Source organism: Flavobacterium gilvum (assembly GCF_001761465.1).
GTDB lineage: Bacteria > Bacteroidota > Bacteroidia > Flavobacteriales > Flavobacteriaceae > Flavobacterium > Flavobacterium gilvum.
On record NZ_CP017479.1, the window covers coordinates 1959255 to 1980757 of the forward strand.

31 protein-coding genes and 1 tRNA gene are annotated in these 21503 nt (G+C 36.5%); 23 read left to right on the top strand and 9 right to left on the bottom strand.

Annotation, left to right across the window (positions count from 1 at the left end; translation table 11 throughout):
• Positions 1-4 precede the first annotated feature (4 nt).
• From EM308_RS08200 to EM308_RS08215, 4 genes are all read right to left on the bottom strand, one after another.
• On the bottom strand, positions 5-1252 hold the full coding sequence (locus tag EM308_RS08200) for a hypothetical protein (protein ID WP_051877626.1): 1248 nt from the start codon (positions 1250-1252) through the stop codon (positions 5-7).
• Positions 1215-3710, bottom strand: coding sequence for a DUF2339 domain-containing protein (locus EM308_RS08205; RefSeq protein ID WP_035633705.1), 2496 nt, complete (start codon positions 3708-3710; stop codon positions 1215-1217). The genes EM308_RS08200 and EM308_RS08205 overlap by 38 nt, the downstream gene beginning before the upstream one ends.
• A 160-nt stretch (positions 3711-3870) precedes the next feature.
• Positions 3871-4323 (bottom strand): DUF4442 domain-containing protein, encoded by a 453-nt coding sequence (locus tag EM308_RS08210; RefSeq protein ID WP_035633708.1) that lies wholly within the window; start codon positions 4321-4323, stop codon positions 3871-3873.
• A gap of 628 nt (positions 4324-4951) precedes the next feature.
• Positions 4952-5674, bottom strand: coding sequence for a LexA family transcriptional regulator (locus tag EM308_RS08215; protein ID WP_051877627.1), 723 nt, complete (start codon positions 5672-5674; stop codon positions 4952-4954).
• Between the two features lie 104 nt (positions 5675-5778).
• On the opposite strand from EM308_RS08215, the gene EM308_RS08220 reads away from it, so the two are divergent.
• The 22 genes from EM308_RS08220 (at position 5779) to EM308_RS08320 (ending at position 16550) form a co-directional block, all read left to right on the top strand.
• Positions 5779-5982, top strand: a complete 204-nt coding sequence (locus EM308_RS08220; protein ID WP_035633711.1) for a hypothetical protein — start codon at positions 5779-5781, stop codon at positions 5980-5982.
• A gap of 9 nt (positions 5983-5991) precedes the next feature.
• Positions 5992-8073 carry a hypothetical protein gene (locus EM308_RS08225; RefSeq protein WP_051877628.1) on the top strand — a complete coding sequence of 694 codons (2082 nt, stop codon included), beginning with the start codon at positions 5992-5994 and terminating at the stop codon, positions 8071-8073.
• Positions 8073-9035 carry an AAA family ATPase gene (locus EM308_RS08230; RefSeq protein ID WP_035633714.1) on the top strand — a complete coding sequence of 321 codons (963 nt, stop codon included), beginning with the start codon at positions 8073-8075 and terminating at the stop codon, positions 9033-9035. Before EM308_RS08225 ends, EM308_RS08230 begins: the two co-directional genes overlap by 1 nt.
• Positions 9029-9658, top strand: coding sequence for a hypothetical protein (locus tag EM308_RS08235; protein ID WP_051877629.1), 630 nt, complete (start codon positions 9029-9031; stop codon positions 9656-9658). Before EM308_RS08230 ends, EM308_RS08235 begins: the two co-directional genes overlap by 7 nt.
• 21 nt (positions 9659-9679) lie before the next feature.
• Positions 9680-10036, top strand: coding sequence for a hypothetical protein (locus EM308_RS08240; RefSeq protein WP_035633716.1), 357 nt, complete (start codon positions 9680-9682; stop codon positions 10034-10036).
• Positions 10037-10222, top strand: a complete 186-nt coding sequence (locus EM308_RS08245; RefSeq protein ID WP_035633718.1) for a hypothetical protein — start codon at positions 10037-10039, stop codon at positions 10220-10222.
• Positions 10219-10458, top strand: coding sequence for a hypothetical protein (locus tag EM308_RS08250; protein WP_035633719.1), 240 nt, complete (start codon positions 10219-10221; stop codon positions 10456-10458). Before EM308_RS08245 ends, EM308_RS08250 begins: the two co-directional genes overlap by 4 nt.
• An 8-nt stretch (positions 10459-10466) precedes the next feature.
• Positions 10467-11177, top strand: a complete 711-nt coding sequence (locus EM308_RS08255) for a DUF3164 family protein (RefSeq protein WP_231926277.1) — start codon at positions 10467-10469, stop codon at positions 11175-11177.
• A 116-nt stretch (positions 11178-11293) separates the two neighbouring features.
• On the top strand, positions 11294-11494 hold the full coding sequence (locus EM308_RS08260) for a hypothetical protein (RefSeq protein ID WP_035635557.1): 201 nt from the start codon (positions 11294-11296) through the stop codon (positions 11492-11494).
• Between the two features lie 11 nt (positions 11495-11505).
• Positions 11506-11572 (top strand) — tRNA-OTHER (locus EM308_RS08265).
• Positions 11573-11593: 21 nt separating this feature from the next.
• Entirely contained in the window at positions 11594-11830 is a 237-nt protein-coding gene (locus EM308_RS08270; RefSeq protein WP_070261814.1) for a hypothetical protein, read from the top strand.
• A gap of 64 nt (positions 11831-11894) precedes the next feature.
• Positions 11895-12338 carry a hypothetical protein gene (locus tag EM308_RS08275; RefSeq protein WP_156101319.1) on the top strand — a complete coding sequence of 148 codons (444 nt, stop codon included), beginning with the start codon at positions 11895-11897 and terminating at the stop codon, positions 12336-12338.
• A 1-nt stretch (position 12339) separates the two neighbouring features.
• Positions 12340-12516 carry a hypothetical protein gene (locus tag EM308_RS18050; protein WP_156101320.1) on the top strand — a complete coding sequence of 59 codons (177 nt, stop codon included), beginning with the start codon at positions 12340-12342 and terminating at the stop codon, positions 12514-12516.
• Positions 12503-12646 carry a hypothetical protein gene (locus tag EM308_RS18055; protein WP_156101321.1) on the top strand — a complete coding sequence of 48 codons (144 nt, stop codon included), beginning with the start codon at positions 12503-12505 and terminating at the stop codon, positions 12644-12646. The genes EM308_RS18050 and EM308_RS18055 overlap by 14 nt, the downstream gene beginning before the upstream one ends.
• A gap of 1 nt (position 12647) precedes the next feature.
• Entirely contained in the window at positions 12648-12980 is a 333-nt protein-coding gene (locus tag EM308_RS08280) for a hypothetical protein (protein WP_156101322.1), read from the top strand.
• A gap of 136 nt (positions 12981-13116) precedes the next feature.
• The gene (locus EM308_RS08285; RefSeq protein ID WP_051877691.1) at positions 13117-13467 is read left to right on the top strand and encodes a DUF4406 domain-containing protein; all 351 of its coding nucleotides are present in this window, start codon (positions 13117-13119) and stop codon (positions 13465-13467) included.
• 3 nt (positions 13468-13470) lie between these two features.
• A complete protein-coding gene (locus tag EM308_RS08290) occupies positions 13471-13905 on the top strand; it encodes a hypothetical protein (RefSeq protein WP_070261815.1) in 435 nt (144 codons plus the stop codon).
• 21 nt (positions 13906-13926) lie between these two features.
• Positions 13927-14190, top strand: coding sequence for a hypothetical protein (locus EM308_RS08295; protein WP_035635568.1), 264 nt, complete (start codon positions 13927-13929; stop codon positions 14188-14190).
• Between the two features lie 78 nt (positions 14191-14268).
• Positions 14269-14814, top strand: a complete 546-nt coding sequence (locus EM308_RS08300) for a hypothetical protein (RefSeq protein WP_035635569.1) — start codon at positions 14269-14271, stop codon at positions 14812-14814.
• Positions 14795-15079, top strand: coding sequence for a hypothetical protein (locus EM308_RS08305; protein WP_035635571.1), 285 nt, complete (start codon positions 14795-14797; stop codon positions 15077-15079). The genes EM308_RS08300 and EM308_RS08305 overlap by 20 nt, the downstream gene beginning before the upstream one ends.
• Positions 15076-15600 (top strand): hypothetical protein, encoded by a 525-nt coding sequence (locus EM308_RS08310; RefSeq protein WP_051877692.1) that lies wholly within the window; start codon positions 15076-15078, stop codon positions 15598-15600. The genes EM308_RS08305 and EM308_RS08310 overlap by 4 nt, the downstream gene beginning before the upstream one ends.
• Before the next feature lie 377 nt (positions 15601-15977).
• Positions 15978-16550 carry a hypothetical protein gene (locus tag EM308_RS08320; protein WP_035635575.1) on the top strand — a complete coding sequence of 191 codons (573 nt, stop codon included), beginning with the start codon at positions 15978-15980 and terminating at the stop codon, positions 16548-16550.
• 307 nt (positions 16551-16857) lie between these two features.
• On the opposite strand, the gene EM308_RS08330 is transcribed toward EM308_RS08320, so the two are convergent.
• Both EM308_RS08330 and EM308_RS08335 read right to left on the bottom strand, forming a co-directional pair.
• The gene (locus tag EM308_RS08330; protein ID WP_035635579.1) at positions 16858-17349 is read right to left on the bottom strand and encodes a hypothetical protein; all 492 of its coding nucleotides are present in this window, start codon (positions 17347-17349) and stop codon (positions 16858-16860) included.
• 2 nt (positions 17350-17351) lie between these two features.
• Positions 17352-17912 carry a hypothetical protein gene (locus EM308_RS08335; protein WP_035635581.1) on the bottom strand — a complete coding sequence of 187 codons (561 nt, stop codon included), beginning with the start codon at positions 17910-17912 and terminating at the stop codon, positions 17352-17354.
• A gap of 60 nt (positions 17913-17972) precedes the next feature.
• Here EM308_RS08335 and EM308_RS08340 point away from each other — a divergent pair, with 60 nt between their 5' ends.
• Complete coding sequence (locus tag EM308_RS08340; protein ID WP_035635583.1) at positions 17973-18251, top strand: hypothetical protein; 279 nt, start codon at positions 17973-17975, stop codon at positions 18249-18251.
• On the opposite strand, the gene EM308_RS08345 is transcribed toward EM308_RS08340, so the two are convergent.
• From EM308_RS08345 to EM308_RS08355, 3 genes are read right to left on the bottom strand one after another with little or no spacing between them, the layout of a single operon-like run.
• The gene (locus tag EM308_RS08345) at positions 18244-19698 is read right to left on the bottom strand and encodes a phage minor head protein (RefSeq protein WP_156101323.1); all 1455 of its coding nucleotides are present in this window, start codon (positions 19696-19698) and stop codon (positions 18244-18246) included. The two genes, EM308_RS08340 and EM308_RS08345, sit on opposite strands and share 8 nt — an antisense overlap.
• A 17-nt stretch (positions 19699-19715) precedes the next feature.
• Entirely contained in the window at positions 19716-21029 is a 1314-nt protein-coding gene (locus EM308_RS08350) for a phage portal protein family protein (protein WP_035635588.1), read from the bottom strand.
• 3 nt (positions 21030-21032) lie between these two features.
• Positions 21033-21503, bottom strand: a complete 471-nt coding sequence (locus tag EM308_RS08355) for a hypothetical protein (RefSeq protein WP_035635590.1) — start codon at positions 21501-21503, stop codon at positions 21033-21035.

Here is a 21503-nt window from a genome sequence, read left to right on the forward strand (position 1 = left end):
TTGGCTATTCCGTTTTCATATCTTTAATCAAACTTGTTGTGAAATAGAAAATTGCGATACCACCTAATACTATACAAACCCACATAAACCAGGCTTGTTGCCAAAATGATTTGACTGTGTCGTTGTTTTCTTTGAGGATATTCTTTTTTATATCATAAATAGTGGTTTCGGGTAAATTAACAGAAATGTTTTTTTTGAAATTCGAAAGATCGTATTGTGGAGAACTTAGTTTTGGATTCCCAGTTTTTACGGTGTATTCAGTATTTGCATTCAAATCGGCAATTATCGAAACGGGAATCTGCATACATTTTACAGAAGTGATTGTGAGGGACTGATTATCCTGATTTTCTATTTTTATAAAAATCTCTTTTTCGAATATTTCCGGAATATTGAAAGTGTTTTTTGTTTTCGAATTTAGTTCAAAATTGGTAATTGTTGTTGGCAGAATTTTTGTTTTGTGTTTAACTTTTATTGCCTCGTTTTTGAAAAGGGTCGTGTTTCGGGTATAAAAATTAGGTTTTGAAATTTCAAAAACCAATTGATTTATGATTTGAGGAGCATCAAAAACAATTCGGATTATTGTTTCCTTTTTTGCAGGAATCTGCGCTACTGAAAATTCTTTGGGAATAATTTCTAGTAGCGAATTATTTTGAATATGACTTTTAAAATTTCCTGCTTTCAATATGTTGATGGGCAAGGTTTTTTTGTCGTTTAAATCTATTTTGAGAAATTTATAGGAACTTAGCGGAAGCGAAATAGTTTTTACAACATACGTTTCACTGATTGAAGTCAAATCAGATAGTTCTTGGTTGTTTGATAATCCAAACCATTCGGTTTGGTCGTTGCTTCCCGAAATAGAATACTCTTTTACCACATTGGAATTGGCAATATAAAGTGAAATTTGACTGTAATTTTTGGGTGAAGGATTCTCAATAATAACAGAAGTACTTTTCTTTGGAAGAACCGTTTTGGAAGTAATTTTATATTCGTCAAAATCATTTGTAATCGTTTCGTTTTCATTTTGAACCAAAAAGTAAGGTACTTCATTTTCTTTGGAGTCAAAAATCCTAAAATCACTTACGTCCTGTTTTGAAAAAGAGCGGATGGCAGGTGGCAGAACAATTTTGTGTAGTCCATTTTGTGGCACTGCTTGAATTTTTGCAGTGGTGTTTTGTGCAATTGTCAAGTTTGCCCAAAAAAACAGTAGTATGAATTTATTGTATCTCATCGGTAATGCTTGGTTTTGTTTCATCTATAACCAGAATTTTAATTTTTTGATATACAAAAGAAATAATCAAAATCAGGATTCCTAACAGTATGAATGATATTATTTTTCCAGTTTCGGAAATGTTGCTTATGTCGTACAGGAATAGTTTTACTATTGTCAATCCCAATAATGATAAGGCAATAATTCGGATTGTTTTTACTTGTTTTTTTATTCCGATAATAAGAAAAACAAACGCCAAAACTCCCCAAAGAATCGGAAAGCTGGTTTTTATTATCTTGGTTCTAGTTGATTGAATGATTTCTGAAGATATAATTTCTTTCAAAACAGGTAAATCCAATTTGTAATCTGTATATTGAGGGCTAGCTTGAATAGTTTGTGCGGTTAGGGGAGAATCGAGAATCTGCAAACCGTGAATCATGACTTCGGAACTGCAGATGTAAACGATTAGAAAAGCAGCAATCCATAATATTTTTTTCTTGTCAATGTAATTGAAAATCAGTTTTTCATTGTTTAACAAATAGAGCTGATAACCAAAATAGAATGTCAATGCTAGAGAAATATAATGTAGATAAAAAGCAATTGGAGTTGCTAATTCTAGTCTTATAATTGCAAAATGTTCTTTGAAAGCAAAGTTTGAGAAACAAATGGTGTATAAAATGATGTTGGCAACAGCAATTATCATAACTCCTTTATTGTTGGTGTCCGTTTTGCGTTTCATCAAATAAGTACTTAGTGCCGCGAAAAAGAGTAGGTGATAAATGGCTTGAATTGCGCGTGCAGAATTTATATTCTGCAAATAGTTATTGGATTGGTAAATGACTTCAAATAATCCAACTAAATAAGAAATAATTGTTGCCAAGACATAGATATATTTGCTGTATTGTTTCGGATCAAAATTGATTCCGTTTAAGGTTATTTCTTCAGTTTCTTTTTTAAGTAAATGAATTACTAAAAATAAAGAAACAATTGTAAACACTCCTGTTGTAAAAATTGGATTCAAAATTATATTTAGAACCGTTTCGCCTTTATAGAACTTTTCCCAGTCTAAAAGAAGGCTGATTAACATTAGAAAATGGACAATCACCGATCCAAATCGATAACCGGTAACCTTCGATTTTTGAGACAACCACATTAACAACACAGCTTCGGCGGCCCAAAATAAAGTGATATAATTCCCTTCAAACTGAATTGGGATTGCAAGGGTTACAAAGGTTAAGGTTAGGCCAATGACTAAATAAACAGCTTTTTTGTCCAATCCGAATTTTTTGTATAAAAACCAAGCGTACACTAAATTAAGTAGTGCAATACTGGTTGTAAATAATCCCTTGAATTCCGGATGGTAATTGTTTAAAATGACCATTCCGGCTCCATAAAATAAAAATGTATTACTGGCCAGTATGGTCAATTGTGTATTTGAGAATTCCCCTTTTGTTCTGATGTTGTTGATGATGTTCATCAAAATAAAAATGAAATAAAAGCCAAAGCCAAAAAGTAATCCGCCTAAATAATGAGGTTTGTCCGTGTGCATTTCTTTTATCAGCCATGCACCATACAAAATGATTGTAAATATGTAGGATAGAATATTGACAAGATTCCATTTTTTAAAGTATGCCAGACTTAAGATTCCGATATTTAGGATGGTGATATATGAAAATAAGACGACATAATTGCCTTCGCCTGTGCTCACCATAAAGGGAACTGCAAATCCGCCAATCAGGGAAAGAACGGCAAGTTCGACACGATTATACGATAATGATATGAGTGCACTAAAAGCGGTAATGACAACCATTATTCCAAAAGCGAAAGATTGATTGAATAAATGATAATCATGAAAAGCAATTCCGATAGTGAAGTAGAAAATAGCAATGGCTCCGGCAACAATTACCGAACTGAAAGCTGCATAATTTTTTCTGAGTTTATGGGCAATTCCCATAACCAATGCACCGGATAATATACCAATTCCTACCCGGGCAGGTTCGTTTATCCAATTTTTGTCGATAGCGTATTTTACAAAATAGCTAATTCCCAAAACAAGGATTAAGATTCCAATTTTATTGATGAGGTTTTCACCAATAAATTTTTCCAAGTCTGGATTTTTTTCCTTGAAATTTTCCCAAAATGTTTTTTCAGGTTCAAAAATTACTTTTTCCTTTGGTTCAAATGTTGGTGAAATAGGTTTTGGATTCGAATCGGTATCCATTGCGAAAATAGATTTCTCAGCTATTTTCTCGATAGGTTTTTCAACAGGAACAGGTTCTATAGGTTTTTGTTCTTCCTCTTTAACTGTTGAAATTATTGGAGGAATAATTTTTTCAATTTCTTTCTCAAATACTTTTTCAACGGGCTTTTCTGTTTTTTTGAGGAGTTCTAGTTTTTGATTCAATGAAAAAATATCAAATTCAATTTTGTCAAATCGTTGTTTGATAGTGTTAAGAATGACAAATAAGAATATGAATACACCGAGTAAAAGAAAGATTTCCATAATAAAAACTGAATATTTGATATGTAAATATAACAATATTTTTTCAATTTTTCGGTGATTTTTCTGGTTTATAAAAAGACAAAAATTGGAGTTTGGTGTTTTTTTGAAGTTGAGGATTTATCTTCTTTTTGAATTTTTATTCGAAATTGTTTGTCAAAGCTTACTTCAATCGAATACTCCATTCGAAGTCCATTTCAGAAACTTGGATTCCTTCTTCATTTGTTCCAATGGATTTCATCCAAAACGTTTGTCCCTCACCATTGGCAATTGTTTTTTGGATTGCATCATCAATTAAGTGGCCGTCTTGACACACAAAAGTGATTCGGCCAGTAGCTTTTTTAGAAAAACTAGATTTATTATTGGCAACGAGCATCGAAATTTTTTTTCCGCTTTTGGTTATTTTATCCATCACCAACGCACCAGTTGTCATTTCTGCCGCCATCGCCTGAACAGCAAAATACATGGAATTAAATGGGTTTTGGTTAATCCATCGGTGTTTTACCATCACCACACATTTTTCATTATCGATAGATTTTACCCGCACCCCGCATATATACGCCGAAGGCAGTTTGAAAAACAGAAATCGGTTTAATTTGGATGCTGTTATGACCATTGTTTTTTTAGCTAATGTACAAAAAATACTATGCGTACATATAATAAAAAGAAATTTCTTTATTTCGAATTAAAAATACGTTTCATTGTTTTTTTAGAAATATACGGGCTATAAAATAATATAACCAATACCACTCCAACCAAAAAAGGTCGAAAAAGGTCTAAAAAACCAACAAAATCAAGCCCTCACAAAAACGTGAGGGCTTTTTTTGTGATTATTTAAAATGTTCGTTTGCTTCCGTATTGTGCCATTTTTGTACCGTTTTAGAAACGATCAATTACCACTAGCCCTTCCATAATACCACTTAGCAGTGAAAAATGGCTTAAAGCCACCAAAAACAAGTCTTTTTTATCATTTTAAACCCTGTTTAACTTTGATTTAAACAGTATTTAAAAGCCGATTTAAACAATAATTTGTACAATTGAAAAAATGCACTTTAATTTCACTGGGTAACCTTATGGGTAACCTCATGGGTAACCTCTATGATGTAGTAAAATATTTGATAGAATACCCCATAATAACACTTTTAGCAACTTAAAAGTATAAAAAAAGGGAGTTAGCACCCCCCGAAATATATAAAAAAAGATGTTTAATTTTTATAAGTGTCTGATTTGTAGTGTTTTGATTTTTAATACATCGAATTAACCCTAATACTTGCCTTGATTAAGGCCAAACCTTTGATATTTTTAAGGTGAAAATCCTTTGGTTGATGGTGACGATTCTCGCTCACTAATTTGATGTATTCTACACCCTGTTCAGACTTTTGAACCCACTTAACCATTACAAACTCGTCACCATCATCGTTGACAAGTGACACAAGGTACATTTCACCCCAAAATATATTTTCAATTGATGCAGACAACCTTTTGTACATAATAATGTCGCCCGATTTAAGTAATGGGTACATAGAATCACCACTCACGTAAATAGCACCGTCGCATTTTGGTAAGTTAGGTATTGAAATATGATCTATTGGCGTTTGTCCGTTGCTGTCTTTGAATAATGACACCATTGAGGCTGATGCCTGCGTATCATAAAGCGGTACCATTTGCCTCTCCTGGATAGTATCAGTCTTTGATTTATAAACAGTGGTGGTTTCATTCAATTGATTGGATAAAAAAGTCTTTAATAACTCTCCCTCTTCAAAGTCAATCCAAACTTTGTTTATATTTTCATTTACAGCGCATAATTTTTCGACGAATTTTTCTGAAAGAGGCACTTTTTCATTCAAAATTTGCGAAAATGAAGACTTAGTATAGCCTAATTTTTCTGCTAACTCTTTATCATTTTCCGCAAATCCATCATAAATAAGCCACTTACACAGCTTTCTAACTCTTTCAATTTTAGTCATATAGTAGGAAATATTACATTTAATATAAAAAAAGTTTATATTTCATTTTTATTAATCGAAACAAAGTTTATATATTTGTCTCATGCAAAAGACAAAATAACGCAATGGACAAATCTAATAAAAAAAGAAGCAATTACAACGAGGAGGCATTAGATGCTATCAAAAAAAAATATGGGTACTCACTTGACTACATCAGAAAATGTCTTCGTGGTGACCGTACCGGACTTATGGCAGATGCTATAATAAAAGACTACAACGATAGTGTTGCCGCTTCAAAAATTGCGATAGAAAACAAAATCATTAAATAATTAATCGATTTGGAAACAACACCATACGAATATTATGAAAAAAAATTAGGGTTTAAAATCAAGTATTTGATTTTTGACCGTGATTTTCATAATGACAGCCTAAAGTTAATTAGCTACAAAGCTATAAACGGGCGAATGAAATCTGACACATGTTCTGAAAAGCAACTTCGCCGTGCGTCGTTAGGATGTGACGCATTGGTGTTGTTTAGTAGTCTATCACAAGAATGGAAGGATAAAATCACAACAAAGTTTGGAAAACCACAAGAAGAGGTTAAAAAATCGTGGTTCGCTCAACACTATATCGCCGACCGTGAGGCGTTCGATTTTTACATCGGGTACCGCTACGGTGAAAAGAGCACAAAAAAGCTTGAATTGGACACCGTAGAGCAATACACTTATAATGCCTCGGTTCTGAACACAGTTATCATAATGAAAAACAACCGCAAACAGTATCTGAAAGCTTTGGGCTATACTTCAGTAGATATTTGGGATAGTTTGAGTCGTGATGTAAACGCTTTCCGTGATGTAGAACATAATTTACCAACTACAAAAGATTCTTTACGCTACAAGGTAAACAAATACATAAAAGAAGGTTACGGCGGCTTGATCTCAGGCAAATTCGGAATGCAAAACGCCTTGAAAGTAAAAGAACGTGAACAGGAAGCCTTACTCGACGAACTTTTGGCAAAGCACACCAATTTAGATAACACTTTGATTGCTACAGTTTACAATGCCGTTGCCGAACAAAAGAACTGGCCAACGATTACGGCTCAAACAGTTGGTAATCGTAAGGAAAAATCAAACTTAGTGATCTATGCAGGGCGTAACGGAGTTTCGGCATTGTCTAATAACATTTTGATGCAGAACAAAAGACAAGCTCCAACATCACCAATGCTTTACTGGACTTTGGACGGCTGGGACGCAGAACTTTTGTACCAAAAAACGACAAGCAACAAAAAAGGTTACAGTGTTACGACTTATCACAACCGTTTAACTATGGTGGTGGTTCTTGATCCTTTCAATAAATATCCGGTTGGGTATGCCATTGGAACGCATGAAACACCGGAACTGATTAAAGAGGCTTTACGTAATGCTATCAATCACACCGCTGAATTATTCGGACAACGTTTTAAGCCGTACCAATTACAGTCTGATAATTACCAAAAAAAGGCACTTACACCAGTTTACGAAGCATGTACTAAACATTACACACCCGCAGCGGTGAAAAATGCTAAGTCAAAAGTAATTGAACCGTATTTCGCTCACATCAATAAAACGTATTGTAAGCTAATGGACAACTGGAGCGGGTTTGGTGTTGGTTCGGGGTCTAAGAATCAGCCTAACTCCGAAATGTTAGCTAAACTAAGTAAAACGTTTCCCGACGAAATGGGTTGTCGTTTACAGTTGCAAAGTATCATAGCAGCGGAACGCTCCAAAAAACAAAAACAGTACTTGGAGCAATGGCAAAACACAGCACAAGAACACCGTTTACCAATGCCAACAGAAAACTACTTGCTGGCTCTTGGTAAAACATCAGGACACACGAACAAATTAGAGGGGTCAGGACTGAACATCAAAATCAATGGGGTTAAACACACTTACGACTGTTTTGAATTGGATTTCAGGATGCAATCAAATCGAAATTGGAGTATTCATTATGATGAGGAAAATTTGAGCGAGGTTTTAGCGATTTCGACAGATCAAAAGCATCGCTTCATGCTCCAAGAAAAACATATAGGCTCGATGGCTATTGCCGAACAATCAGAACAAGACACGATTCACATGAAAATGGTTAGGGATTACAACAAAAATGCAATTCAGTACATCGCTGATACAAGAGGTGACAACGCAAACGTGTTAGATCAGTTTTTCAATCAAAACCCGCTACTCAATGACACACTGGCCAAACATTTACTAACCGATTCGAGAGGACAACACAAGGACAACAAAAGCCAACAACGATTACAGCCGGAAGCCGAAAAGGTTCTGTTAAAGCAAGAAAGGATCATACAAAAAGCGGCTGAAAAGTCGTGGCAAGACGAACAAGACGAATACATCAATAACAAAATAGACCTAAACAATTACATCTAATGGACCAAATCACCAAAAAAGAAATTATTCAAAGCCTAACGGCTTACATGCAGGAACACAATTTAAAACAGGCAGATGTTGCCAACAAATCAGGAGTACGAAAAGAGTACCTGTCTATCATGCTGAAAGAGAACAGCGATTTTATGTATGATGCAGGAGGTGGTGCCAAAGGTTTTATTCCAAATCACCACTTCCACTCCTTAGCTACCTTAATCGGGTACCAAATTGAGAAAGCCTATTGGAGCTTACAGCCTACCGCACAAACAGCATCTATTTTGGCTCACCTGGAAGACGCAAGAAACAATCATTCAACAGCGGTATTGATAGGTGAAACGGGATGCGGAAAGTCGTTCACTTCCAAAATGTTTGCTTCAAAAAATCCAATCGACACCTTTATCGTCACAGCAGGTTCCAGCGACACACTAGGTGACTTGATTGACAAAATAGTTTCGGAATTGAACATTCACGCGACTGGTAATAGCAAATCAACCAAAATTCGACAAGTCGCCATTAAAATGAAGATGTTAAAAACCTACGGACACAAACCAACGCTTATCATAGATGAAAGTGAGTACCTGAAACAAGCGGCTCTTTGTGCCATGAAAGAACTGTACGACAACTTAGCTGATTATTGCTCTTTGGTTTTTATAGGCACAGATCAGTTGGTCGAAAACATCGAAAAACTCAAAAAACGCAACAAATCAGGCATCCCACAATTTCACCGCCGTATCAAATTTGGGTTGAGATTGTTACCAAGCATCGATAGAAGCTATAAGTTGTTCCTGGCAGACATTGAAGATCGCCATTTAAGAAAGTTCCTTTTGAACAATTGCGGGAATTATGGAGAGTTGCACGATGTCCTTGTTCCGGCATCAAGAGAGGCAGAAAGACTTCAAGAACCGCTCACGCTGGACTTGGTTAGAAAGGTGTTTAACCTTCCTGAAGGTAATTTGTTATGGTAGTAAAAAAAGCCCTGACGGTTGCCAACATTAAAGCCCAAAAGATTAAAAGAATACCATTTTCAGGAGCCTTTTACGAAGCATACAGACAACCACAAAATAAGGGTGTTTGGTTTATATGGGGTGGTTCCAGTAGTGGTAAAAGTTCAAAAGTAATGCAAACAGCGAAAGAGTTCGCTAAACATGAAAAAGTGCTCTATAACCTACTGGAAGAGGAATTGGATGACTCGGATGTTATTGAACGAGTGGACATGTTCGATATGCACGATGTGAAGGATAATTTTTTAATGCAAAAATATACGCTAGAAGAGCTAACGGCTTATTTAAAGAAGAGGAACTCGCCCAAAGTGGTAATCATAGATTCAGCAACTTACTTCTTTAAAAACTTCGCTGAGTATTTGGCATTCAAAGAAATGTTTAAGAGTAAAATTATCATCATAACGGGACACGCACAAGGTGCTAATCCTAGATCAGAACTAGAGAAAGACATCATGTATGATGCTAAACAAAAAATATTCGTAAGTGGTTTTCTATCGGTCTGTAAAGGTAGAACTATAGGACCCAATGGAGGATTATTTATCATTTGGAAAGAAGGTTACGATAAAGCAAGAGGAGAAAGTCAATAATACTAAAACAACAACAAAATCATGAAAAAAGTACTTGAAAAACTAGCAATTACCCCTGAACAATACGAATCAATGATTTGGAATTTTTACAACAACTGGTGTCAATCTGTATCAATAACTACAAGGGAATACCAACAAGTATTAGCCAATAGCTCAATTAACGCATGGTTTAGGGTTGAACTGACAAAATGTGAAAAAGAATTCTTGATGCTAACCCGCCACTATACTAATCCAAATGTCACTCCAAAGGACTATAGTAAATGTTACGCCGATTGCGCCCAAAAGCTATTCAATATTAGGCCAATGGCCTTGCTTAATGGAATTGTTAAACCAAAAGTTAAAGGTGTTCCAGCCTTTAATGCTTTAAATGTTAATTAAATGATGACACCCCAACAACGTACCAATAAAATTGCCCAGCTAGAGCAATGGCTACAGGATAACCCAAACCATGCAGACCGCTCCAAAATTCAATCCGATTTAAGGGAATTGAAAAAAGAATCAATCCCACGACCATACGAGCGAGACACTTTCGATATGCGGGAACCTAATTTTTACAACGTATGAAGCTACCCAGACCAAACGAACGCAATAATGCTCTAGGCCAAATATTAAAATATTGTAGTGACCAACAAAACAAAGGCAAACCAGTAGTGTTCGGCACGGTAGAGCGATGGATGATTAATCAAGAACGTAGCCGATTATTCAATGAAGACACCACCTGGGTGCAAACTCCCGAACTAGAGTCTAAAATACAGTTCACCCTTAAGAAAATATCAGATAACAACTTAATAAAACAGTAACAACAATTATGATGACAGAAGCACAATCACCAGCAGTAGATTTAACAAAATTCTCACCAGAACAATTAAAAGCAGCCCTGGCGAAAATCGAAACCAAAAAAGATAAAGACCGAGAATCATATAAGGCGTTAGTTGCCGAAACGGTACCAAAAGCAATGTTCAGACTTTGTGCCGCCTCCGAGGTAATAAGCAATGCAAAAACCGAGACGTTTCAATTCTTTGAAAACATCTTAGACCTAAAAAATCAAGTGTACGGATTGAAAGAAAAACAGCAATCACACACGTTTTCAACAGACAAAGAAGAGATCACAATCGGGTACCGCATCAATGACGGTTGGGATGATACCGTAACCGCAGGAATTGAGAAAGTGCAAAACTACATCACCTCACTTGCCACCAATGATGAAACGGCAGCACTGGTAAAAATAGTTTTCAACCTATTAAAGAAAGATGCCAAAGGAAATCTGAAAGGCTCACGAGTTTTGGAGCTTCAAAAGCTAACAAAAGATTTCGACAGTGAAGAGTTTACAGATGGTGTGGCAATAATAGCTGCCGCATACAAACCGGTTCGCTCTTCATGGTTTATCGAAGCCAGCATCATCAACGAAGACGGTACCAAAACCAACGTGCCGTTGTCTATGTCTGCCGTTGGATTCTCAGGAGCCTATAAGTTTGATTTTTTCAGCGAAAAAATTCACCAGACCGATGTTATCGAGTAGCCCCACAACAGTACTACTGGCAATCCTGCTGGTAGTACTTAACGGAAAGGCCATTTATAATTATTTCGAGTGGCTCCGATTTAAGATTCGTATTTACTTCAAACAACAGGAAAACAATGAGCGTAACCATAGAGCCCATAATTGATCACGAACAATACTCCGTCAATAGTCATCACGTCTACAAAGACCAATTTGGCAATTGGGCCAGCCGAACAGATTTGAGTGATAAAGAAATGAGAGCATTCAAGCGGTACGAAAAACTGGTCATAAACAACAAAGCATTCAAAAAACACACCAAAGCAACGTACAAGGGTTAGTTAATTTGGTTTCCCGAGTAACTCAGCTGGTAGAGTGCCTTAAGTGGCGGGTCGCAGGATCGAAGCCTGCCTCGGGAGCAAACTTTTAAAACAAACAACATGACATCAACATTTTTAAAAAACAAGGGCAACTCCTTTTTTAATGGCAAAAAAGCCAAAGTTTTAGTAAAGCAAAGAAACCTTGGAGGTGATGAAATTCAAAAAAACGAAGAGGTGGAAATCATTTGCAAAAATAGAGACTGCAATGTATCACTTGATATTAAGTCATCAACAGGAATTATAATTAGTCGAGTATGGTGCGAACAATTAGAACTTATAAAAGATGACAGCAACTAAACTAAAACCAAACGAGACCATAGGCGACAATCATCCAATACTCTTATGGCAGGTCAACCGGATAATGAAAAACTGCCGGTACAACGAGGACATCAAAGCCGAATGGGTGCAATGGGTCACCGGTGACACCAAACGCACTAGCTTGACATCAATCACACAAGCGCAGGCAAAGCAAATCATCATGCAGCAGGAAGGAGCCGAATACGTAAACCAACCAAAGCAACAACTTCAAACCATCATTGAAGGAGGTCGAACCATAGGTAAAAGCAATTGGGGTTTATTCGATAAGGACAACCAACAGCATAGAAATTTACTCTCACAGCTTCGTACACTGCAATGGACAAAAGAACATGGACGACATGGCGAAGTTGCCGACCTCGACCGATTGAGTGACTTTTTAAAGAGTGATAAATCGCCAGTTAAAAAGCCTTTAAAGCAAATGACGCCCGAAGAGGTTTCAAAAATCATAGAGTGTTTCAAATCAATGATAAGAAAAACGTATAAGTAAGATGAAAATAGTATTTGTAAATGATTGCGCTGCCGATGGATGCAAAAAAAAGAACATCGGGAACGGTAAGCAAATGTGTCAAGAACACGAAGACATGTATGAGAATGGGATTCCATTTAAGGCATTTTACGGGAAAACAGTTCAAAAGAAGTCAAAACAAAATAATGACCAAGTATAGCATCACCGAAGTATGTCCCCACGACATAGCCGAAACAAGAGTATTAGAAAGTGTCGCCACCTGTGAAAAAACCGTACTCGTTTGTATTGCCTGTGGCAAAGAATTATCAGAACCAAAAACCGAATGTTAAGATGAAAATAAAACTAAAACTATCCGAAAAACAAATAGGTGCGCTGGTGTATTCGTTCAACCAAACACCAAGGACACCACCCAAAGAGAGGGTTGCCAAAGTAGCAAAAAGTGTCCTAGACAAAGTAGTCTTAAAAGTTAGAAAAAGGCAATTGGAAGTACAACAGGATTCCAATCTTTTCAACCAAAAGAAAAAGTTTGATTTTTCGCTGGAACTCGTAGAAGCGCATTTTTTAGAGCAACATTTAGTATCGATGTATTCCTTTCCAATGTGTGAATACGATAAAAACGCCATCAATCAAATAGCCTCAACCCTTAATCAACAATTAGCCTAATGCCCGTAAAAAGTAAACTCCCGAAACCCACCAAAAAAGCTGAAAGCATCTTTGAAACTGAAGCACGACTAAAGAAAGAAGCTCTCTAAATATCAAAAAACTTTATTCACACGAAACCCGTAAAATACCTTTTAAAATGAGTATAAAAAAAATCTACATCGCCGGCAAAGTAACCGGACTACCCCCACAAGAAGTAAAAGACAAATTTTCTACTGCACAAGCAACAATCGAAAAATTAGGCTTCGAAGCTGTTAATCCCATCGAAGTGGTTAAAGATTTCGACATTCCTTGGGACGTAGCCATGAGAAAGTGTATTAAAGCTTTGGCTGATTGTGATGCCATTTTGGTTCTCGATGATTGGAATGATAGCAAAGTGGCAAAAATTGAAATACGACTGGCTATCGTTTTGGAACTTGAAATTTTTTATAACAAACCCGATTTTATGCCGGTTGTTGACCCGAACAACAAACATTACTTCATTATATAAATTATGGCCTTAGAAACTACTTACACCGTCAAAATGCAGTCCGGGAGCGTCTGGCAGTTTAAATACAATTTAAAAGGCGTTTTAATATACTTTAATGTAATGGAGGGTGATTTGTCCGAGAAACAAGAAAAGTTTTTGTATTTGGATGGAAAGTTCCCCTGGAAAGAAACCCAAATCAAGCAATGGTCAAAGCTCTATTCCCACACCACCGTCGAAGTTGGCGAAGCCGATTTAAGTTTTGCGAATTTCTGGAAGCGATATGATTACAAGGTCAAAAAAGAACTATCTGAAAAGGCTTGGAACAAACTAAGCGATGCCGATAAAATAAAGTGCTTTTTAAGGCTCAAACGCTACAACCAAATCCTTGCAACCACAGGCCAAGCCAAAGCGCATTTAGTAACATGGATTAATCAAAAAAGGTTTAATGATGAAGATTAAGCCACTTAAAACTTATCAACTATGAAAACACTTAAAGGATGGGAAAAATCAAATTTAGATATGGATGAATATCTAAATGAACCTTGTGAAATAGATGAAGAACTTTATCTCGATATATTAGAATGTGTTCCTACTCACTATTCAAGTGAATACGCGCAACAAGGCGGTGATGCAGTAGATTCATTTGAAAATCATAAAGGCAAAAAAGTATTCACTTATAGGACTGTAAATAGTGTTAACGGTAAATTTTTCAACTTAGGAATTTTACCCGAATTTAAAGGCTAGTATGGCGTAAGAATTAAATAGAGACACCAATAAATACAAGGAAAGCTTAACTATTTCCGAATTCTAATTAAATAAAAAATGGCAACAATAGTCAAATACGGTAAAGTTGTTTTTTCGGACCAGGACATACAGTTTATCAAAGGCAATTTTCAGACAATGACCAATCAGCAAATAGCCGATGCGCTTGGGTTGAAAAAGACAATTGTACGCATGAAAGCTTACGAGTTGGGTTTACAGCGCATGGAGCTTGAATACTGGCCAATCCAAGCGGTTGAGTTCTTAAAAGCCAACTATCAAACCATTGGCGACCGGGAACTTTGCAGAATATTCAACAAAGAGTTTCCAAAGCAAAAAGGCTGGACAACAAAGCATATTCAAAAGAAGCTCTCACAATTGGAGTTGTTTCGTTCCAAACTCGATTGGTACAACATCAAAGAACGCAACCGGGACAACGGCAGTTTTGGCAAACGAAACCCCGACAACAACCCACCACCGCCCGCACCGCCACCACAAAAAAAGACTTTCTTTTACTTGAACCCAAAAACAAGAATCGAAATTAAGCCAGGACAAACAATCGAACAATTAAAAGAAAAATACAGCAATTATGGCAAAACAATTCACTAAGGTTACCAAGACCTACTCTACAAAAAACAAATTACAGCTTTTAATACATGATTATTTAAAGACTGTTGATTTTACCCTTTTTGCGAATAAGCAGGAAGCTTCAAACTACATCAAAGAACTTTACGAAAAGGCGCTAAGGGAATATAAAGGTAATGCTGCCGTTCCACCACTTAAAACCTTTGAGGGTAACAAAAATGATACTCATTATTATGTTGATGATGTGATTAGTATTTCAGTATATAACGTCCAAAACGATTTCTCATGATACTACCATTTAGCACACAGATCAACGGAAAGCCCAATTATTTTATTGAAAAAATATGGCTTGGACTTTTGAGAAGTCATTTAAACCTTATAGGTTATCATAGATTTAGAGATGAAGCTGCAATAAATAATGTAATCGATCAATGGGATATTCCAGATAGCATACATCCAAAACTCCACACCATCCGTGAAGATAAAACCGACCGTTGGAAAGCAGGTAACAAAATTGATTTCTTTATCAATTGTCGTCAACCAACTATGTTCCGGTTTGCTCCGGTTCTGCCAGTGGTGAGTGTTCAAAAAATTGAAATAAAGTGGATACCCTTGACAATTCCATTAGGAGAAAGAAGACCTTGGGTAAGAATCGATGGAAAACAAATATATACCATTGATCAAATCGACGAAGAGCAGATTCTACAACTAGCCCAAAACGACGGTTTCGATACTATTGAGGATTTCTTTGTTTACTTCGATAAGGATTTCACGGGTAAAATTATTCACTGGACGGATTTTAGGTATTAATAAAAATACTACATTTGAACTATGGAGCCAAAAAACAACACCTCGAAAAGCCCTAGACATGTTCCCAAAAGCATAACCTATGAAATACAAATAAGCATGTTTTCTGTAGTTGAACAATTTATAAGGGATTCACTTAGGTATTTAGAATATGAGTGCGGTCTTAATCCAAGGGACATTAGAATATCAATACCTAAAAGGGTTAGTGAGGCAATGCACTATTATTATAAAGAAAAGTATAGCATAAGTTGGCAAAATCATTTTCCAACAAAATACCAAAATGTTGATATTATACAAAACTATAAAAATGAGATTGCTGTTTATTGCATCTATTTTGAAAAACACGAGAACGAATTAATCAGAATTTTAAATTTACAACAATGAAAAAAGTACTATTATTAACCGCTTTACTAATTGGTTGTTTTGTTCAATCACAAAATATTGATTTGTTGCATAAAGCTAATAAATGTGATTTAACCTTCGCTAAATCGCTTTCGGATGAGATTAGCACAAGCGCAAAAACGAAGTATGTTTACTTAACATCAAAAGAGTCTACATATTTGAACTTAGTCACGTTTGTGTATATCAAAGATGATTTAAGCGACTCAGATAAGAAGTCAATCGAGGCTTATCTTTCAAACTATACCGGAAGGTATGAATTACAACTTGATAACTGCTTGTGCGTTCACTTTAAAGTTAATAAAGTTGGCGAAAATAAAGACCTTGAAATCAAAGGCACTAAGGAATACGTTTTTGATAACGTAAAAGGAAAATACCTTGATTTGTTTGCGTTCTATCAAAAAAACATTGAGCCAACTGCAACAACTGAAAAAACAACGACTACAGGTATTTACAGTACTCGAAAAGATAAAGACGGTTATTGGTACAATTTTGCTAGAACAAATACCGACGGCCTTTGGTACTTGAAAAATATGTCAAGCCGATTGAATTAAACAATCATTAAATAGAATTTAAAACCCGTCCCGATAGCTATCGGGACGGGTTTTTTTATGCCCGAAAACTCGTGTTGCACAGAATAAAAATGTAAGTTATTTTTGTGTCATGGCCTACAATAAAAAGAACTATAATAAGCGAGCCCAGTTTATTATTGACGTTTATAAAAACGCCAAACACTCTGATGTGCCTGATACTAAGATAGTACGTACTATATTTCCTAAATTCAATATCTTTATCTCATACCGCCAGTGGATGAACATTAAAGGGATGCCAATCCCTAAAGAAAATCAAGCGCAATTGTCCTTATTCAGCGCTTAAATTTAGTTTTACCCTTGTTTCGTTTTCACAGCTGTAGTCTTCATACGAACTACTGAAAGCCGTTTCTTTAACATTTAAACCTATTTCGTTATCATTATGGCTCTTTTTTTGAACTCTTACAAAAGGAGTGCAAAAATCGGGGCTCCAACCTTGTAAAGCTTGAAATATCTTTTGATTGATAGCTAGATAATTTAATCCTGCTTTTTTAATTTCAATGGGAGTCAAACTATTGGTGTTATTCCAAATGTCGACAAACAATGTCACCACAATAGAAGCATCTCCTAATTGGTTGTTTCCTTGCAATGCACTAAAAGAAGTGCTGGGAAAATCTATCAAAAGGCAAGGAAACAACATACTCTCTCTAAACTTCTCATTTTGGTATTGTCCCAGGTTCTGGTCAGTGTATTTTATCTCGGGGACCTTTTCTTGAATTCGGTCTTGAATTGCAAGTAATAATTCTGCTTCTGGATCATCCATAATTATTGCATTATTTGGTTAATATCTCGTGCCACTTCCCTAATGATAGCGTTGTTTAGAACTGGACTGTCATTAGCGTTTGTCGGCATAAATTGGCGTTTTGGTATCTTCATTTTGCGTTGGTGCTCCCTCACTTGGCTACTGCCTGATTTATAGGTCACGGTTTGCGTACGTTCTTTGCCTTTTTTGGTAAACTTACCGGTTCCTTTCTTGGCTTTGCTATATCGGTTCCGGCTATGCGTTTTTATGGTAACAATTCCCTCGAATCCCTCATTGTGTACTTTGGCATACGGTGAACTGTTTTTTAAAGTGGTTTGTCCTGGTTGCGTGGTGTAATAATTTGCAGCTCTCAAAGGTCCCTTGTCGACTAGCGTAGTGCCTTTGTTTTTCTTGCTTTTTTTCCAACGTTCAAAACTTTGGCCTTGAAATCCCTGAGCCCTAAAGTTTCCATTAATAAAGCGCAAAGCAATGTTTCCCGCCACCGATGGAAAGCGGTTACTGGCATAGTTTTGTATTTCCTTTGCCTTTTGCTGTAGCTTTTTTTCGAACTCTTCAGGACTCATTTTTGACTTTATTTTGCTTAATGTATTGTTGTTCAGAGAACATTTATTAAATTTGCTGTTATGATAACCATTTTTGACTTTAACCCAACACCACAAGAACTCATCGATATTCGTTTCGATGCGCTTTCGCTATGTCAAAAATTTGGTATTGACACCAATAAAGAGCTTACTCCTGAGCTTTATAAAGAACTTGTTTCCCAAGAAAATGCCTATTATGATTTAGCCGTTTTGTTCGAATTTAGAAACGACCAAGCTAAAGCAGACGAATACTGGGCAAAACATCCAAAAAGCTATCAAACCGACGGTTTAGGTTTTGATTGCCTTGACGTTGCTATTTAGCATTCTCTTTATAATATTCCACTACTTTACTACCAATTGAGCTATAATCGGTCATTAAGAACGGCATCAAATCTTTGGCAGCCTTAAACTCATCGATATTTCGATTTTTCAGACCTTGCCTAAACTCAGTTATCCAACTTTTATAACCGTAGCCATTATCTAAAATGTCTTTTTGGTGTATGGCTTCACCACCTAGTTTCTTTATAAAATCTGGGTAAGTATGACGAGCGCAAAACTGGTTGATTGTCTCCATGTTTTTAGTGCCAATCTGCGACAACCTACTAGGCTTTGTTTTCGTCTTGGCGTGTAAAATCTCATGCCACAAACTCTCAAATGAGTATTCCTGGTTAAAGGTCATTTTTGAACCTTTCTTGATCGCAGCCAATCCAGCTCTAAACTCTTCCAGTGGGTTGAATTTTATACTTGAAAACTCATAGGAGCTTAGTGTTATTTTAGAACCTCCCACCCAATCGCCAGTATATGGGCTGTACGACATGGAGTGTTGCATCATATAAGACTTTGATTTTAAAAACTTGACATCATCCAAACCGTTACGGAAGTCACTAGGTGAAATCCTAGCATATTCCATTAATATGTTTTTGATCTCTTTGTTCGTTGGGAACTCTCCTTTTATATGGTTGTTCAGGTCAATAACATTCTCCTTTGACGGTTTTTTAATACCAGCCGTTTTCTTGTCGCTAATTTTAAAATATGGGTGTTTGTCATTGAAAATAACCCCTGTCAGAGCCACATTATTATCAAAAATAGTTCCTTTAACCAATGGATCAACCATTTTGTTAGCCCAGTCACTATTGTACTCTTTGCTCACATTCGTGGCTTTGCCAGGAATAACAGTACAACGACAACCCCAATCAAGAGGCGTGTATAATCTCAGCCAAATTTTATCGGTTTTTGGTGCTGTAAACTTGTCAAATAGTTTGTGTTCTGGACGGACTAGACTATCACCAACCGTTGAAAATTCCAAATATTCAGAGTTCAAAGTATCCCACTTGTGGGCCATAATAGCCGACTGTGTAACGAATTGATGTTCGGCACGCAAGTAGTTGTTATTGAAAACTTCGCCTGTGTCTGCTACGGCTTTTTTGACAGCAGCAAAGCTTTGAATTTGCCCTTTATCATTAAACAAGTGATCCTTGAACAAATGAAATTGTGTTAGTGTTTTGGCATAACTAAAATGCTCAATATTTTGAGTGAATTTCGTTTGTAATGCTTTTCGGCTGTCATTGTCATCAAACACGGTTCCGCCAAAACCTTTGTTCATAGCCTCGACCAATTCCGCTGCCGTTTTTCTGTAAACAGAGTCCGTGTCCAGGTCTTCGCCTTCTAGTAACTGCCTTGCTATTTCGGTGTAAATATCGTCCCAGTTTTCGCCATTATCGGCTAAGTCAGGCAATAACGAACAACAATTGCAAGTGTCGCTATACAAATTGTTTAATTGCCCAACTATTGTTGGGCTTGGTCGAAAAAATCGGCTAAACCTTTAAAAAGTAAATCGATAAGATTTTGCTTCTTGGTTTCGGTTAGTTGTCCCTTTTTGGCTGGCTTTTGTTCAGACGTTTTTTTGCCGTTGGTGTTGTTTGGTTCTTGCTCTGGTTCTTTCGCTGCGGCTTCCATTTTTGCCTTTAACTCATCGTAGTTGTCAGGCTTTGGAATACCGTAAGTTTCATACCAATAGTCGTCACCAATAGGCACTTTTTGACTTACAAAGGTGTCTATCTCCATACGAAGCTTTAGTGTGTTTAAATTAAGATCAAGCTCAAATTCAAACTTACCGTCAACATCAAAACCGTATGATTTTAGTATCTGTTTAAATTTCTTGCTATTCAACAAGTTTTCTACAAATATTAAATCCGATACTGTTAATTCGTCCTGTTGCTCTCCGTGCTCTTTCGATTGAGCGTACCCGCTTGACTTACTTGAAACCGTTGTTTCAGTATTTCCTAAAATAGCAATGGACATTTCCTCATTACAGGCATCTTTTAAACTAACCTGTAACTTACCGTCACCGTTTGATGTTTTGCCGTCCAGCATTTCAAATTCGGCTTGTTTAGGAATCATCATTGCTAATGACGAACCGCTGTTATCCAAAAGGCCTTTTAACTCCTGTTTGGTTTTGGTGTCATAAGCGTCGTATTTCATAATACGTACCGGTTGCCCGAAAATCTCAACGTATTGAGCAAAGTCTCCGAAGGTACCACGTTTGTATATACCATACATAGAACACGCCAAAAGAAGCCCTAAGTCATTCTCTTTACCAACTACCCAAACAAAAGGCATATCTTGATATTTAAAGCCTGCCTCTTCTGAAACTCCGTATTGTGACTTAGTGATAATCCCCTTTTCAGGTTTAATGTGTTTTCTAGGAACCTCCTTAAAGTTTAACTCTTCACCAATAACAAACTCAACCCCTGAGATACCCCAAATTTTTGATTCCATCAACAGCGTGATAAGATCACGCCCACTTTGGCTCTTGATTAAATCGGTCAGCTCGTCTCCTTGTTTACCGCCCTTTTTGGTAAACTTTAGTTTCTTATTTAAAACGGCATTAATTCGCTTTTCAATAATTCCACGTAAAAAACCATCCATAGACAGGATGTCGTGGTATAAATCATAAAGCAATACACGATTAGGATAATGAATGCTTTCGGCACTTACTATACCATTTTTTAGTTTACCAATGTCTTTACTACTCCTATCAGGTGAAACAAGTGTTAAATCGTGTATGATAAAAGGAGCGGTTTCTTTTTGTTCTGCCATAGCTTAAAATCTTTGGGTACGTTTTGGGTTGGAGTTCCAGTATGTTCCGTCATTGACGGCGCTTTCGTCTTCCGGTGTTTCGATGTTATCGGCTTTGTATGGCCAATCAGGACTAATGTTTCCCTCTTTTATGTCATACAGCCATCCGGGTATTTCTTTATTGCCAATCATCAACTCCCAATCCTCCCGAAATAAATCAAGGTTTACATTAGGATTTGCTTTGCGTACCAACCAATACGAAGCAATAATCTTAACCGTTTTTTTTAATTGCTCGTCCTCAATTGTTGGAGCTGTAACCGGATCAATTTTGTCATCACCAAAAAGGGCTTTTAAATCGTATTTAAACAAGTATGATTTGCAAAAGTCCTCAGCTGCTTTTATCTGTTTGATTACCTCGTTTGGATCACTTCGGGTTATTGCTGTGATAATCTCAGGGTATAACTCGGTATTTAGTTCTGATGGTTGTACTAACAT